Origin of the sequence: Rhodococcus koreensis, from assembly GCF_900105905.1 — a bacterium.
Taxonomy (GTDB): domain Bacteria; phylum Actinomycetota; class Actinomycetes; order Mycobacteriales; family Mycobacteriaceae; genus Rhodococcus_F; species Rhodococcus_F koreensis.
On sequence record NZ_FNSV01000005.1, the window covers coordinates 156,560 to 171,028 of the forward strand.

Consider the following 14,469-nt stretch of genomic DNA (forward strand, 5'->3'; position numbering starts at 1 on the left):
TCGACACTAAGCACGACGAATGGCCTTCCAAACTCGTTCGGTGACACCCACAAGGCCCTTCGGCAACAGCATCAGGACGAGGACCAGGATGACGGCATAGAGGAACTGGGCATGCTCGGTGACCTCGCGGAGGACCTCCGGCAACCAGGTGAGCACGACCGCCCCGATGACGGCACCCCACATAACGGACACGCCGCCCAGGAAGACCATCAGGAATACGTTCAGTGAGATGGAGTCCGAGAAAGAGAAGCCCCCGACGAAGCCGAGCATGTGCGCATACATCGAACCCGCAGCCCCGGCGTAGGCACAACCCACGCCGAACATCGTGAGTTCAATCTTTCGCGGATTCACCCCGACCGTCGGAAGAATTCCGCGGGAGTCACGAGCGACCAGGACGTAGCGACGCAAGGGCGACTGCTCGAGCAGGATGCCAAGCCCCACGGCCACGATCGTGATCCCGCCGTAGAGCCAGTACATGTCTTCAGGCAGGAAGAGGTCCTTACCGAAGAACGTCGGTGCCGCGAGGCCGCTCATTCCCGTGAACCCGCCTGCCAACCACTCCCAGTTCTGGACGACGAGAAGGATGATGCCGCTCAGCGCGAAGGTTGCGATCGCAAAGTAGATGGCGCTCACGCGCGCCAACGCTGCACGGAAAGCCACGCCGATCACCGTGGAAACCACAATGCCGGCTACGAAGCCGAGCCAGAAGTTGTCAGCGCCGGCCACGTTGCCGGACACCACAGCGCCGATGGCAAAGAATCCGCCATGAGCGAAGTTGAACTGTCCGCTCAAGCCGAAGACGAAGTAGAACCCGATCGCGAGCACTGTGTAGACGAGGGCCTGATTGAGCAATCCCCACTGATCAGTGTTGGTAACCCACAGGGGCGAGACCGCAATCGCGACAATCAACGCGACGAAGACAGACAGATGCATCCGGACCCGGCCCCGTGGCACTGCCACAGCGGCGGCCGCTTCACGATCTCGGGACGGGGCGGCTGGGCTCTCCTGTGTCGTAGTCATCAGTACCTCACCTTCACCTTGCTCTGGAAGAGTCCTTCAGGCCGCACTGCAAGGACAAGAATGAAGACCACAAACGGATAGACCGACGAGTAGGCCGAGGAGATATACGTTGTGGCAAATGCTTGGATCAAGCCCAGCCCCAAGCCTGCCACCGTGACGCCAACCAAGCGATCGGTACCTCCGAGTACGGTGGCGGCGAATGCCGTCAGCAGCACTCCGAAGCCGAGGGTCGGACTGACCGAAAGCAGCGGCGCAAGGAGCACACCGCCGAGCGCGGCGAGCATGCCCGCGACGATGAAGGCCAAGCTGGATAGCCACCCTGCGCGGATGCCGACCAGGAAGGCCGTCTCCCGATCTGCAGCGAGTGCGCGGAACTGTCGCCCCAACTGGGTCTTCTCAAATATCAGCACCAGTGCGGTGACGACGACAAGCATTACGACCACGATCAGGATGCTCTGATAGGGAACCGCGGCCTCACCGATGCGAAGCACTCCGGTTCCGACAAACGATTCCAGCGGATGCGTCCCCGAGCCGCGCCAGAGGATCAGGGACTCTCGAACCAGGAGTCCGACGGCAAAGAGGATGACCATGATGCTAAGCATCGAACGGTTGCGAATCGGCCGGTATACGAGACGCTCCGTGGCGAGACCCAGCGCGCCGCCCGCAACGATGGCGAGCAGGTAGGCCAGCCAGATCGGTAGCGAGTGCACCGAGATCAGCACCATGGCTACGTAGGCCCCCATGGTCAGGACGTCACCGTGGGCGAAGTTGATGATACCCGTGGCCTTGATGATCACGACGAGTCCGACTGCCGCCACCACAGCAATACTGCCTTGGCTGAGGCCTGACGAAATGGCTGAGATCAGGGTGTCCATCAGTTCATTCGCCTCCCTCAGTCAACAACTCCACGTCGGTGATCAACGCGCCAACCCTTGCACTGGTCCAACCACGGACACTCTCCTTCAGCAGGCAACGACCTCTAACGGCCTCGATCGGACTTGGGGAACATGACCGACGTCACGTGACCCGCGGCACAAACGTTAACTTCGGCATCTGCATTTAGCAATAGGCTCAATAACTGTTCATTGTCACTAGAACTAACACTTTGCATACTTTATGCTGTTGTGCAGATGCAAGTGTTTGTCGCCAAGCCACGAGCGCGACAAGACGCAGCTAATGAGCATCCGGGCTCACAACGACGAAGGGGTGAACATCTATGCTGTGTTCTAGACGATCGGGTTGCCGGTGAGTGTGCAGCCACATACACGAAAGGTGCAGGACATGGCCGCACGCGGATCCAAAGCAAACAACGCTGTCGACACCTTCGCGCCCAAGCCTGTGAAGCGTCCACGCAAGCAGGTGGAGGACCAGATCGCCAAGGCCATCCTTTCGGGACAATTCGCACATGGCGAGAAGTTGCCGCCCGAGTCGCAGTTGGCCAACCTGTTCGAGGTGAGTCGACCGACCGTGCACCAGGCGCTCGAAGGGCTCGCCGAGAGTGGACTCATTCGAAGGGTTCCCGGAATCTCGGGGGGGAGCTTCGTCAACTCCGTCACTCATGAGGGGCTCTTCACCCTCCTCTCAGAGTCCCTTTCCACCACCCTTCGCCTCGGCACGCTCACCATCGCCGAGCTGACCGAGGTCAGGGAGATCTTGGAGATTCCAGCAGCATCTCGGGCAGCGACCAATCGGGATGACTACCACCTAGAGATCCTCAACAGCGTCGTGGACCAGCAGCGGAAGGCCGACACCAGCGATCCGGCCGTGCCGGCCCTGGACCACCAGTTTCATTCGACCATTGCCCAGGCATCCGGCAATCGCCTCCTGGGAGCCCTCGTGAAGTCGGTGCACAGCACTTCCCAGCCGGTCTCCTTCCTCCAGCTCAGCGAAAAAGTCGGGCGCGAGACGGTGAAGCAGCACGTCGCAATCCTGCGCGCCATCGAAGCCGGCGATCCCGAGGCGGCCTCTCGCGAGATGGCAACCCACCTGGAGTACATCAAGGAAAACTCCACGACCGGCGAGGCTATTAGTTGATCCCCTCTGACTTCTTGATCTAAAACTTGCACTGTGTAAGTATCTTTGCAAAGCAGTCAGAGTTGACGTTGATCGGTCGACCTGGCCTCACGACGTGAAGAGAGACGCAGGTGGGTTATATGACCGAACCGCTGAACGACACCAACCAGTTCGCCTGGGCCAGATCGATGTGGAAGCCATTCGTCGATCAGGCCTTCGACCTCAAGAGACGCACCGGGGCACCCCGCGACGATTCCCCGGAAGGCATCCTCCGTCGGTTGCAGCGACTCGAGGACGAGCGCGACATCGAGCTGACCTTCCGCCGCTATCACGCCTGCTATGACGCGGGCGACATCGAGGCGATCCTGTCCTGCTACACCGACGATGCCATCCAGATCAACGCCCGGGGAACGTATCAGGGGCACGACGAACTCCGCGAGAGCTACCGATGGTTAACCGACGGACAAAAGTTCGCCATCCACCACGGGACCAACGTGGTCGTGACCCTCGACGAGGACGACCCCGACCACGCGACGCTCAACGCCTTCTGGTTCTCCGCCGTGATGACCCACCAGGACAAGCTGTTGTCCTGCGGCGGCACCTACGTGCACCGCATGCGTCGAGTCGACGGCGATTGGCTCATCGCGAAGCAGCGGATCACGTTCAACTACCTGACCAAGCAAAGTCATATCGCCCGGAAGATGGGCGACAGCGTCCCGCCTGCAGCGGGACAGGTGACGACCCGCGATCTCGTGGAAGAGCGCTACCTGCTCACCTGAACCCTGCCTGTGCCTTCGACTTACGCAGAGAGCCCGAGCCATCGTGGGATGGCTCGGGCTCTCTGCGTGGTTGCGTTGGCCGCGGCTCAGGGCTGGAAGTTGACGCGTCCGCCCTCGAAGGGCCAGTTGTCGATAGCATACAGTCGACCACGGCCACCGGAGGTGACGTACGCAGTGCGGCCGTCCGGTCCACCGAAAGCCACGCAGGTCACGTAGGGATCCCGCTCCGGAGTTTCGAAGAAGGCCAGTTCCGCACCGAGCGGACTAACGACACGCACGCCGGAACTCGCCAAGTCGGCCACGACGAGGTTGCCTTCTCCATCAACGGCGAGACCGTCCCAGAACTGCTTGCTCTGTTGCAGGTCGATCCCCTCAGTGTCGTCCTGAGCAGCCGCAGGGTGCTGGAAGACATCAGGGAGAGGCAGCAACTTGCCCGGGCCCACCACCTCGAAGGTGCGCAACCGGCCAGTGAACGTTTCCGAGACATAGAGACGGCTGCCGTCGGGCGAGAGGCCGACACCGTTTGGAGTCACCACGTCCGACACAGCCACGCCGATCCGGCGTTCTGCAGGGACCGCATAGTGCAGCAGACCCGAGGTAGTGTCCGCTATATAGGCCCCACCGTCGGCATCGAATACAACGTCGTTGAGGGACCCGAGATGCTGTCCCTCGCTCTCTGTGAAGAGTTCTCGGACCTCACCTGTGGTGCGGTCGACACGGTAGAGCGCGCCACCCACCCAGTCCTCGATCAACCCGGTGATGTGGGTGATGCCCTCGACGTCGGCAAAGGTGAAGCTGCCGTTGGTGGCAACGTAGGCAGCGCCGTCAGGACCAATGGCAGCTCCGTTCGCCCCCGAGGGCAGGTTGGCCACCACTGTCCGGGATCCCCCTGGACTCACGCGCACCAGCGCAGCGCCCCGGACTTCGCAGACCAGGACCGATCCGTCGTCCTCGACGACCGGTCCTTCGGGACAACTCAGTCCCGACCCCACCAGACGAAAATTGGACTCCCCAAACATCTTGGCTCTCTCCGCTTCTGAGACTGTTGACCCGAATGTAGGGGCAAATCGACGCGAACCTGATCAGGCGTGCGACTTCGGCTCCATGACCTGCTCGAGGCCACCGGTCGCCAGCCACGCATTGAGCACCTGATCGAACTCGTTCGGCCCGGCGGCGAAGGTCTCCGACCGCGGGGGTTTGCCCTCGGAGTTGTAGTACCCCGGCGTGCACTCGGCAAGGAACTGGTCCTGGGCCGGCCCCTGCGCTCGAATGGTGGACACCCACTCGTTCTCCGACTCTTCGCTCGGTTCGACCAGGACGTTGCCACGCAGTTCGGCTTCGTACACTGCCGTCATGATGTGTGCGGCCTGCTGCTCGAGAATGTGGGTGTAGTTGACGGAGTGGGCGTTTTGTAACACTCCCATGTGGAAAAGGTTGGGATAGCCGCGGGTGACCCAACCGTGGAGTGTCCGCATGCCCTCGGCCCAGTACTCGGGGAGAGGCACTCCCCGGCGTCCGCGGATGTCCACGCCCGCGCGGGTCGACGGATCGAAGCTCACCTCATACCCGGTCGCGAAGATGACCAGGTCGACCTCGTGCTCGACACCGTTCGCCACGAATCCCTTCTCTGTGAAACGCTCGATCCCCTGGCCTTCGGTGTCGACCAGATTGACGTGCGGCTTGTTGAACGTATCGAGGTAAAGATCGCTGAAGCCGGGTCGCTTGCACATGTGCATGTACCACGGCTGCAGCCTCGAAGCCGTGTCCCCGTCCTCGACGGTGTCCGCTACGCGACGGCGGAGTTCTTCCATCTTCTCGTAGTCAGCCATCTCGAACGAAACAGCGGGGTCTTCGGTGAAACCGCTGGCGATCAGTCGCCGCATGCCCCGGGCCGGGCCGATATCGGTCCAGGAGTCACCGACCAGGTTCTGCTCAGCGCCCTGACCGTGAACGATGTCGATGAAGTTTTTGCGGCGTTCGTTCTGCCAGCCCGGTTCCAGCGACTCCCACCACTGCGGATCCGTCTCGGCGTCGGCGCGCACATCAACGGTGGACGGCGTGCGCTGGACGACAAGTAGCTCCTTGGCATATTCGGCGAGCCGGGGCACGACCTGGAGTGCCGTCGCGCCAGTACCTACGATGGCAACTCGCTTGTCGACCAGCTTGTGGAGCCCACCCGTGTGGTCACCACCTGTGTAGTCGTAGTCCCAGCGGCTGGTGTGGAAGGCATGTCCGGCGAAGTCGTCCACACCGGGCAGGTTGGGTAGCTTGGGACGTTGCAGAACGCCACCGGACACAAGGACGTACCGAGAGTTGAACTCGTCGCCGCGCGAGGTGGTGACCGTCCAACGTTCGAGGTCATCGTTCCAGTGCAAGGTCTCGATCTTGGTCTGGAAGAGGGCGTCGCGTCGGAGTTCGAAATGGTCGACTATGGCGAGCGCGTGCTGCCGGATCTCCTCTCCGGAGACGTACTTGCGGCTCGGCATCCTTCCGACTTCTTCCAGCAGGGGAAGGTAGATGTAGGACTCCACGTCGCAAGCGAGCCCGGGGTAGCGGTTCCAATACCACGTACCTCCGAAATCCCCGGCAGTGTCGATGAATCGGATCTTATCGATGCCGGTCTTACGCGCGAAGGCTCCGGCAACCAAGCCACCGAAGCCACCGCCGAGGATCGTCAGATCGACGTCGTCGTGAACCGTGGCGCGCTGCTCGACTTCAGGAGTCCACGGATCGGCGCCATAATCTTCGAACTTGCCGGTGCCGATGTACCCGTACTGATGGTTTCCATCGGGCCGGATCCGCTTGTCGCGCTCGGCACGATATTTCGCGCGTACCGCTTCGAGAGCCGTGATGTGGTCATCGGTTTGCATGTGTCTTCCGATCCGATCTGTCGTAGGTCCATGTTTGAGCTGGCTCATGTATTCGAGATGCGCTGTTTCGTACCGGGCATGATCGCGCGATCAGGCATCAAGTGCGGCGACGGACCGCTGCGGAACCATTCCTTGGGCCGTATAGAAGTCCACGGCCGCACGAATCGACTCGTTAACCGGTGACAGCTTCCAGCCGAGCTCACGCTCTGCCTTGCCGTGGTCCAACGAGGCCGAAGCCGGTGAACACCGCCAGCGGCACTCCTCGCGGCGCGGGTGCCTTCGCTGTCTCGGCGGCCGTGTCGTAGAGGTCGGCCCACCGCAGGTGGTTTGCGCTGGCGGCATCGATCACCAACTGTCCCTGACCGGTGCGTGCATAGTCGCCGGAACCGCAGGTGTTGGCAACGCACATCGCCACCGCAGGCAGGCCCCGATTGCGCGCGTAGTCGAGCACCAGGTTCTCGGCTTCGACACGGGTCCTGACATATTCGTCGCCCTCTTTCGCCCAGTTGAACTCGAAGTTCTCATCCGCGACCTCGTCCTTGGCCGGCCCGCACATGGCGCTGCGCAGAGCTTCCCGGTCGGCGAGATCCCCGTAGCGGATCTCCACATCGAGGTCGTCGAAAGCCGCAGGGGAGCTTGACTTTCGCGCGAGTACGCGGACCCGATCGCCGCGTGCCACCAGTTGCCGCGTCACATGCGAGCCCAGGTATCCGCTTGCCCCGATGACGAGTTCGATCGAACCGGTCCCGGCCATTGGAACTCCTTTGTGGCGCGCTTGCACCGTCGGCGCGGTGAGTTACGTCATATGACATGCTGCACTAGGACTCGCGTTGCGATAAGAATCCAACCTTTTGTTTACAAAATTTCACAATGAAAACTTTTTCACAGTTGTTAGTCGCGGCTCAGCGAGCAACCGACGGGCGACACGGTCAGCCGCTCGAGCGGATCTCCGACGGAATAGACGCCCCCGAGCACGCGAGCGCCGTCCGCAGTCAGCATTGCCGTGAACTCATGGGTTCCGGGAACCTGTGCCGCAACCTCTTCGAGCTCCGCGAGCACGACACGTTCCTTCTCTCGCGTCTGCGGACCGACGGAAATACACGGTCGTGGTCCGAATTCGATGCATACGTCATACAGGCTGAAGTTGAGCACGCCGAAATGCGCCCAGAAGTCGACCCGCCCCTCGAAGACCCAGAGAGACCGGGATGATCGTCCCGACCGCCGGAATACAAACCTGCCCATGGCATCCAGGTCCACTTGACGGCGATCGATGCGACCGTCATCGATCGCCGTCACATACTCCCGGAAGGACTCGCGAAATGCCCAGTGCAGGCCGGCCCCTGCATCCATCGCACGTACGGCCTCCATCACGTCTGCTGCGGGACGGCTTCGCCACTTACCACGACGGCCTTGAGCGGCTCGGCCCCGTTGCCGATGCGGCTCAGGTCGACACGGCGACCGACCGCTGCGCGGGCGCCGACATAGTCACGCATGTGGTTCACCGTGTCGACGGCCACCACTACGTCACCATTGAGATAGACCACCGAGAACGAATCCGAATCCTCATCTCCGCGGATCAGGGTGGCGTCGTATCCGATCACCAAGCCGACAGTCTTGAACTTGATATCGAACTGGTTCGACCAGAACCAGGGCTGCGGATCATAGGGACTCGCCTCACCCATGATGGACGCGGCCACGAGTTTGCCCTGCTCCGTCGCATTCTGGATAGATTCGATGCGTGCCCGACCCGATGGGTGGGCCGCGTGGGGGAACGAAGCACAGTCACCGGCGGCATAGACGTCCGGCAAACTGGCACGTCCGTATTCGTCGACGACGATACAATTGGCACCTTCCGCGCCTGCTTCCAATAGTGGTTCGACTGCAGGCACGAGACCAACCGCCACAAGCACCCGATCGGCGGGGATGCTGGATCCGTCGGTGAGGCGGACGCCGGTGACGTGTCCATCGCGGCCCTCGATCTCGGTGACCATAGCCTCGAGTCGGACGTCGACACCCTCGGCGACATGCCGGCGCAGGAAGTAATCCGACACCACCGGGCTGGTCACACGTTGCAGCAGCCGCTCCTGAGCCTCGAGCACCGTGACTTCGATTCCGAAACCTCGCAGTACGGACGCGGCTTCGAGTCCGACGAAGCCGCCACCGACGATCACGAATCGTTGCGCTGAGGTCAAGCACTCCTTCACAGCCGCGGCATCATCGAGCGTCCGAAGGGTCAAAACACCTGACAGGTCCTCGCCAGCGGCCCCCAACCGCCGGGCCGAGCCGCCGGTCGCCCACACGAGTGACCCATACCTCAGGAAGTCCCCACTGCTCGTGGTGACGGTGTGTGCACCGGCATCGACCGACACGACGGCGTCGTCAAGTATCAGTTCGATCTGCGAATCACTCCAGAACTGTGCGTCACGAATCAACAGGCTCTCAGCGGTCGCCTCACCCTTGAGGTACGCCTTGCTCAGCGGCGGACGTTCATAGGGCAGGTGTCGTTCGGCGCCGATGATCCCGACACGTCCCTCGTAGCCGCGAGACACCAGCTCATGCGCGACGGCCGCCCCGGCATGGCCACCCCCGACGACAAGGACATCAAAAGTGCGGATCGTCACGGGATGGTGACCTCGATGTCGGTCATCTCTTCGCGCAGGATGAGTTGGCAACTGAGTCTGCTGTTGTCCGCTCGCTCCTCCACGAGCTCGAGCAGCTCGCCCTCCTCCTCCGAGAGCGGGCGGAAGCCCTGAGTGTCGGCATAGACATGGCAGGTGGCGCAGGACAACTCGCCTCCGCACTCACCCTCGATGCTGGGCAATTGCTGCCGCACCGCCACCTGCATGATGCTGTCGCCCGGCTCCCCCTTGGCCGCGACGACCTCACCATTGACCTTGAATCGAACATTGACCATCGTCATTCCTCCTGGCCTCAGTTGGCCGACTGTGCGGGCAGTACCTTGCCGGTGCGCACCGTGAGGCCCGACAAACCGGAAGCCGCCGTATCCACGACCCATGTCGGCCGCTCAACGATCTCGAGGTCGGGCAAGCGGGAGAAAAATATCGAGTAGAACTGTGACAGCTCGAGGCGGATCAGGTTGCGACCCAGGCACTTGTGGATGCCCTCACCGAAGGACAGGTAGTCATTCGGCGCGCGGCGGATGTCGAACTCCAGCGGGTTCTCGAACACGCGCTCGTCGCGGTTCGCTGACATGATCACGAGAGAGACCCAGTCTCCGGTGCGGATCAGCTTGCCCTGTAGTTCGAAGTCCTCGTTGGCCACACGGACCGTGCTGCGCGCGGGACTGGCGAAGCGGACCGTCTCGTCGACCGCCCCGAGCACAAGAGCCGGGTCATCGAGCATGGCTCGCCGCTGCTCCGAGTTCTCCACCAATTGCCACGCGCCGACACCGAGCGCAAGCCGGGTCGTGTCGAAACCGCCCAGGATCATCCCCACCACCGGTGAACGGACCTCGCGGGGGCTGAGGAGTTCATGGTCCACCTTCATCTGGCCCATGATCGTCGCGAAGTCATCACGCGGATTCTTTCGGCGATCCATCGCGAGATTCCCGGCGTAGTCCAGGAGTTCGGCGTACGCATCGGAGAACGTCTTGAGTGGGTCGTTGTCGACGGTGAACCTGGGGTCGTTGAAAGCGGTGATACGCATCGTGACGTTTTGCAGGTAGGACCACTCTTCCCGCGGAATGCCCAGGAGGGTACCGATCACCATGGTCGGCAGCTTGGCCGCGACATCCTCCATGAACTCGAATTCGGAGTTCTCGGCGATGTCGTCGACGATCTCGTTGACGTAGCGGGCAATGTCAGAGCCAAGTCTCTTGACCGCAGGGACACTGAAGTGCTTGTTCAGCGGCCGACGGTACATCGCGTGGACCGGATCATCCAGGTAGTCGAGGCGGGTGTCGAGGCCCAGCTCGATCCGACGCTCAGCCGTCGTCCGAGTAGCTGCGCGCGGCATGCGTGCGCCCTCCCGACTACTCAGCAGCTGGGCGTTCTGGAAGCACCACTTCACATCCTCGTGCCGCGTGACGGCCCAGAACGGTCGGGGGTAGTTGGGCGCTTCGACGAGACGGACCGGGTCCTCATCACGGAGTTGCCGAAAGCCCTCCAGGAAGTCCAGGTTCGAATACCAAGCCGGTTCCATGATCGATGCGTCGATGCTTCGCAAGTCCGTGGCAATCATGCCTGTGTCTCCTTGTGATTGGACTTCGGTGCGCCAGCGCTACCCGCTGCAGGGTAGGCGGCGTCAGTCTCAGTATTCACGAAGTGTACAGATTGCTAATTTTCTTGTAAACAGCTCATTTATCAACACTCGGTTGGGTCCCAGGTCTAACGCAGGGAATGAGAAGAGCGCATATAGTCGCGCACAGCATGAGCCCAGCAATGACAAGAAATCCCAGGACGTACGCCTGTTCCGCGGGATAGCCGGCCACCACGGCCTGAGACGCGATGATTGCCGGGACGACAGCCGCCCCGATCGCGCCGCCGAGGGCGCGCAAGGTCGTGTTGATACCCACGGCAACCCCGCTCTGCTCCGCGGGAACAGCGGCAAAGATCAAGGGCGTGAGGCAGGCGAACATGAACCCCATTCCGGCGCCCATGAGTCCGTTTGCCACGATGACGTCCACTCTCGATGCGTGGTTGAACGCCATGAGCGCCATCGAGCCCGACGCAGCGAGGCATCCGGCCACGACGAGCGCCTTGGCGCCGACGCTGCGTGCCAGTTCACCTGCGACGAATCCCCCCACGAATGACATCACCGGGTGCGCGAGGATAAGCAGACTCGCCCCTGTCGCTCCAACTCCGAACCCTGAGCCCACCGACGAGGGGGGCGCCTGCAGGAATTGCGGCAGGAATGCGAAGCCTCCGTAAAGGGCGGCGCCGGCGGTGAGCCCGATGAGGTTCGTCTGCCACATCCCGCGCGAACGCACCAACGCGGTATCGACGAGTGGCTGCGCAGCACGGCTCTCACACACCCACCAGACCCCGAACACGACCACGCTGGTGCCGCACAGCCCGACGACGCGAACGGAGCCCCAACCCCAGTTGGGCGCCCGGCTGGCCGCGATCAGGAACGGGACGAGCCACGCCGTGAGCAGTACGGCCGGCAGAATGGGCAACTGCCCCGGCGAACGGACCGGAGAGGAAGGAACAGTGAGGGCCGCACCGATCGCCGCCACTCCGAGGACGAGGCCCGGAAGCAGGAACAGCCACAGATAGCCGAGACAGTCCACCAGCGGACCTGCCACGACCATCCCGAGGCCTGCCCCGCCAGCGAGCAAAGCCGACAATGTTGCTGTCGCGCTTGCCATCCGCTCAGGGGAGCACTCGTCGCGCAGTATCCCGAAGGACAGGGGCACGACGCCCGCACCCGCCGCAGCGATCACTCGTGCCGCGATCATCACGGAGAGGTTGGGCGCAATGGCCGACGCGATCGAGCCGATGGCCAACAGGCCCAGCGACATGACGAGCAACCGGTTCTTGCCGTAAATGTCGCCGAGCCGTCCCACGATCGGCGTGGAAACCGTGGCACAGAGCAGGAACGCAGTCAGGACCCAGGTTACCGAGTGCTGATCGGTCCCGACCTCCGCAGCGATCCGCGGGAGCGTCGGCACGACAGCCGATTGCAGCATCGCGAACGCCGCAGCCCCGGTGGCGAGAATCGAGAAGGTGAGCCTGCTCATCGCCCCTGAATTCGGGCAAGAATCTCGCTCACTGCCTCGGCGATTGCCGCGAAGGGGTGCTCACCAGTGACCGTGTCGTCGGTGAAGAGGCGGTTGTGGGTGATTCCGACCGAGTAGCCCTTGTCCACGTCGGCAAAGCCGATGGAGTTGCCCAGCCCAGCGTGACACAGGACGCCCGGCCCGTCGCCCAGCAAGGTCCCACCATGCCAAAGTCCCCCGGCACCCATGGGTGGCGACCAGCGGTTTCCCCCGACGAGAACCATGTCCGGGATATTGCTCATGGCGCGCGGCTCGAGCATCGCGCGTACTCGTTCCGGCGACAAGAGACGATGGTCGTCGAGTTCACCGTCGTTCGCGAGAACGGCAAAGAGGCGCGCAACGCTTCGTGCCGACGCGATGCCGCCGGTTCCGGGCAGACAGGCCTGCCAGACATCGTGCCGGTTGTGGACAGGGGCGTCGAGCGCCACCGCGTCGGGCTTGGCGGCCAAACTGGCCTCGGTGGCGCCCTCGATGAGGACACCGCCCGGGCCGGCGAGGTCGGAGACCAGCACCCCCACTCGCGCGAGGTCCTCTGAGCGGACCCCGAGCCAGAAGTCCATGATGCCCACCGGTTCCATGACTTCCTCGCGGACGAAATCGGCGAAGGGTCGGTGCTGTGGGTCGGTACGGCGTACTGCCTCGCCGACCAGCCAGCCGAAGACGATCGCTTGGTAGGTGTTGGCTGTGCCGGGCGGGTAGTAGGGCTTGAACTCCTGGATCTCGCGGATCATCCAATCCCAGTCGCACATCAACTCAGGCGTGACGTTCGCTGGCATCTGCGGGATTCCCGACTGATGAGCGAGCACGTGGGCCAGGGTGATGGTGTCTTTGCCGTGACGACCGAACTCTGGCCAGTACGTCGCCATTGGCGCATCGGGATCGATGAGACCACGTTCGATCTGGACGTGGGCTGCAAGCGCCGTGGCCGCCTTGGTGACCGAGAACACCGGGAAGATCGTTCGCTCGTCAACAGGCCGGCCGGTGTCGTCGGCGACACCACCCCACGCCTCGGCCACCAGGTTGTTGCCGACCATTACCGCAACCTGGATCCCTCGTTCCCCCAGTTCGAGGGAGCGTGCGATCGCGGCGTCCAGCATGCCATCATCGTCGTACGACTGGTGACCCATGCGTGGTGTCTCTCTGTTTGACCCGTCAGTCCCGCAGGTTGAGGCCGCCGTCTACGTTCCAGCACTGGCCGTTGACCCACTCTCCGTCGCTCGAGAGCAGGAAGGTCACCGCAGCGGCAATGTCGGCGGGTTCTCCCAGACGGGTGTGCCGGATCAGGCTGAGAACCTCCTTGTGGACGGCAGTGTGGCCCATCCGCTTCTGGGTCTCGCCCATCACCATCCCCGGCGAGACGCTGTTGCAGCGGATGCCCTGCTTACCCCATACGGTTGCGACGTGGCGCGTCAGGGTGTTGACGCCACCCTTGGACGCCGAATAGGCGACGCGATTCGGCAACCCGAAGAAGGCCGCACCCGAGGAGGTGTTCACGATGGCACCGGAACCCGCCTCCAGCATGTAGGGAATTACGGCCTTTGTGGTGCGGGCGTAGCCGAACAGGTTGACGTCGAGCACGCGCTTCCAGACATCCATGTCAGTGTCGAGGACGGTGAGGTCGTTCTCGAAGACCGAAGGGGTCATCTCGGCCCCGACGTTGAACAACCCGTCCACACCGCCCATGAACTCGGCCGACTGCTTGATGAACGAGTTGACCGAGTCGTCGTCAGAGAGGTCGAACTGGATCGCAGTCGCCCGGCCGCCGTTCGATTCGATGTCCTTGACGGTCTCCTTTGCGCGCTCGAGGTTGACGTCACCGATGGCTACCGTTGCACCGGCTGCGGCCAGTCGGTGGGCGGTTTCTGCACCGATCCCGGTAGCCCCGCCTGCCACGGCGATCCGCTTATCGACCAGCCCGTTCATGAAACCTCCCGCGTGTTGAGTTGATCCGTAACTCGGATCATCGTTGCTGATAGTTTGGTGCTTGGCAATACAGAACTTTGCATTGCGTAAAAAAGTTGCCTAACGGAACATCGTGACGAGTCCC

Annotated in this window: 14 protein-coding genes; 2 read left to right on the forward strand and 12 right to left on the reverse strand. The window is 62.5% G+C overall.

Annotation, left to right across the window (positions count from 1 at the left end):
* Positions 1-6: 6 nt before the first annotated feature.
* Both BLV94_RS04965 and BLV94_RS04970 read right to left on the reverse strand, forming a co-directional pair.
* Positions 7-1,020 (reverse strand): branched-chain amino acid ABC transporter permease, encoded by a 1,014-nt coding sequence (locus BLV94_RS04965; RefSeq protein WP_072946480.1) that lies wholly within the window; start codon positions 1,018-1,020, stop codon positions 7-9.
* Positions 1,020-1,895 carry a branched-chain amino acid ABC transporter permease gene (locus BLV94_RS04970; RefSeq protein ID WP_072946479.1) on the reverse strand — a complete coding sequence of 292 codons (876 nt, stop codon included), beginning with the start codon at positions 1,893-1,895 and terminating at the stop codon, positions 1,020-1,022. Before BLV94_RS04970 ends, BLV94_RS04965 begins: the two co-directional genes overlap by 1 nt.
* 406 nt (positions 1,896-2,301) lie before the next feature.
* On the opposite strand from BLV94_RS04970, the gene BLV94_RS04975 reads away from it, so the two are divergent.
* A complete protein-coding gene (locus BLV94_RS04975) occupies positions 2,302-3,054 on the forward strand; it encodes a FadR/GntR family transcriptional regulator (RefSeq protein ID WP_072946526.1) in 753 nt (250 codons plus the stop codon).
* 119 nt (positions 3,055-3,173) lie between these two features.
* Positions 3,174-3,812 carry a nuclear transport factor 2 family protein gene (locus tag BLV94_RS04980; protein ID WP_072946478.1) on the forward strand — a complete coding sequence of 213 codons (639 nt, stop codon included), beginning with the start codon at positions 3,174-3,176 and terminating at the stop codon, positions 3,810-3,812.
* Between the two features lie 86 nt (positions 3,813-3,898).
* Here the strand turns inward: BLV94_RS04980 and BLV94_RS04985 are convergent, their stop codons facing one another.
* The 10 genes from BLV94_RS04985 to BLV94_RS05030 form a co-directional block, all read right to left on the reverse strand.
* Complete coding sequence (locus BLV94_RS04985) at positions 3,899-4,831, reverse strand: SMP-30/gluconolactonase/LRE family protein (protein ID WP_072946477.1); 933 nt, start codon at positions 4,829-4,831, stop codon at positions 3,899-3,901.
* A 63-nt stretch (positions 4,832-4,894) separates the two neighbouring features.
* Positions 4,895-6,682 (reverse strand): flavin-containing monooxygenase, encoded by a 1,788-nt coding sequence (locus tag BLV94_RS04990; protein ID WP_072946476.1) that lies wholly within the window; start codon positions 6,680-6,682, stop codon positions 4,895-4,897.
* Positions 6,683-6,881: 199 nt separating this feature from the next.
* A complete protein-coding gene (locus tag BLV94_RS04995) occupies positions 6,882-7,436 on the reverse strand; it encodes an NAD-dependent epimerase/dehydratase family protein (protein WP_072946475.1) in 555 nt (184 codons plus the stop codon).
* A 137-nt stretch (positions 7,437-7,573) separates the two neighbouring features.
* Positions 7,574-8,050 carry an HtaA domain-containing protein gene (locus BLV94_RS05000; RefSeq protein WP_074933605.1) on the reverse strand — a complete coding sequence of 159 codons (477 nt, stop codon included), beginning with the start codon at positions 8,048-8,050 and terminating at the stop codon, positions 7,574-7,576.
* Positions 8,050-9,303, reverse strand: coding sequence for an NAD(P)/FAD-dependent oxidoreductase (locus BLV94_RS05005; protein WP_072946473.1), 1,254 nt, complete (start codon positions 9,301-9,303; stop codon positions 8,050-8,052). The genes BLV94_RS05000 and BLV94_RS05005 overlap by 1 nt, the downstream gene beginning before the upstream one ends.
* Positions 9,300-9,602 (reverse strand): 2Fe-2S iron-sulfur cluster-binding protein, encoded by a 303-nt coding sequence (locus tag BLV94_RS05010; protein ID WP_307718322.1) that lies wholly within the window; start codon positions 9,600-9,602, stop codon positions 9,300-9,302. The genes BLV94_RS05005 and BLV94_RS05010 overlap by 4 nt, the downstream gene beginning before the upstream one ends.
* An 11-nt stretch (positions 9,603-9,613) precedes the next feature.
* Positions 9,614-10,882 (reverse strand): cytochrome P450, encoded by a 1,269-nt coding sequence (locus BLV94_RS05015; RefSeq protein ID WP_072946472.1) that lies wholly within the window; start codon positions 10,880-10,882, stop codon positions 9,614-9,616.
* A 115-nt stretch (positions 10,883-10,997) separates the two neighbouring features.
* Complete coding sequence (locus BLV94_RS05020) at positions 10,998-12,383, reverse strand: MFS transporter (protein ID WP_072946471.1); 1,386 nt, start codon at positions 12,381-12,383, stop codon at positions 10,998-11,000.
* Positions 12,380-13,519, reverse strand: coding sequence for a serine hydrolase domain-containing protein (locus BLV94_RS05025; protein ID WP_170063579.1), 1,140 nt, complete (start codon positions 13,517-13,519; stop codon positions 12,380-12,382). The genes BLV94_RS05020 and BLV94_RS05025 overlap by 4 nt, the downstream gene beginning before the upstream one ends.
* Positions 13,520-13,574: 55 nt before the next feature.
* The gene (locus BLV94_RS05030; RefSeq protein ID WP_072946469.1) at positions 13,575-14,345 is read right to left on the reverse strand and encodes an SDR family NAD(P)-dependent oxidoreductase; all 771 of its coding nucleotides are present in this window, start codon (positions 14,343-14,345) and stop codon (positions 13,575-13,577) included.
* Positions 14,346-14,469: the final 124 nt, after the last annotated feature.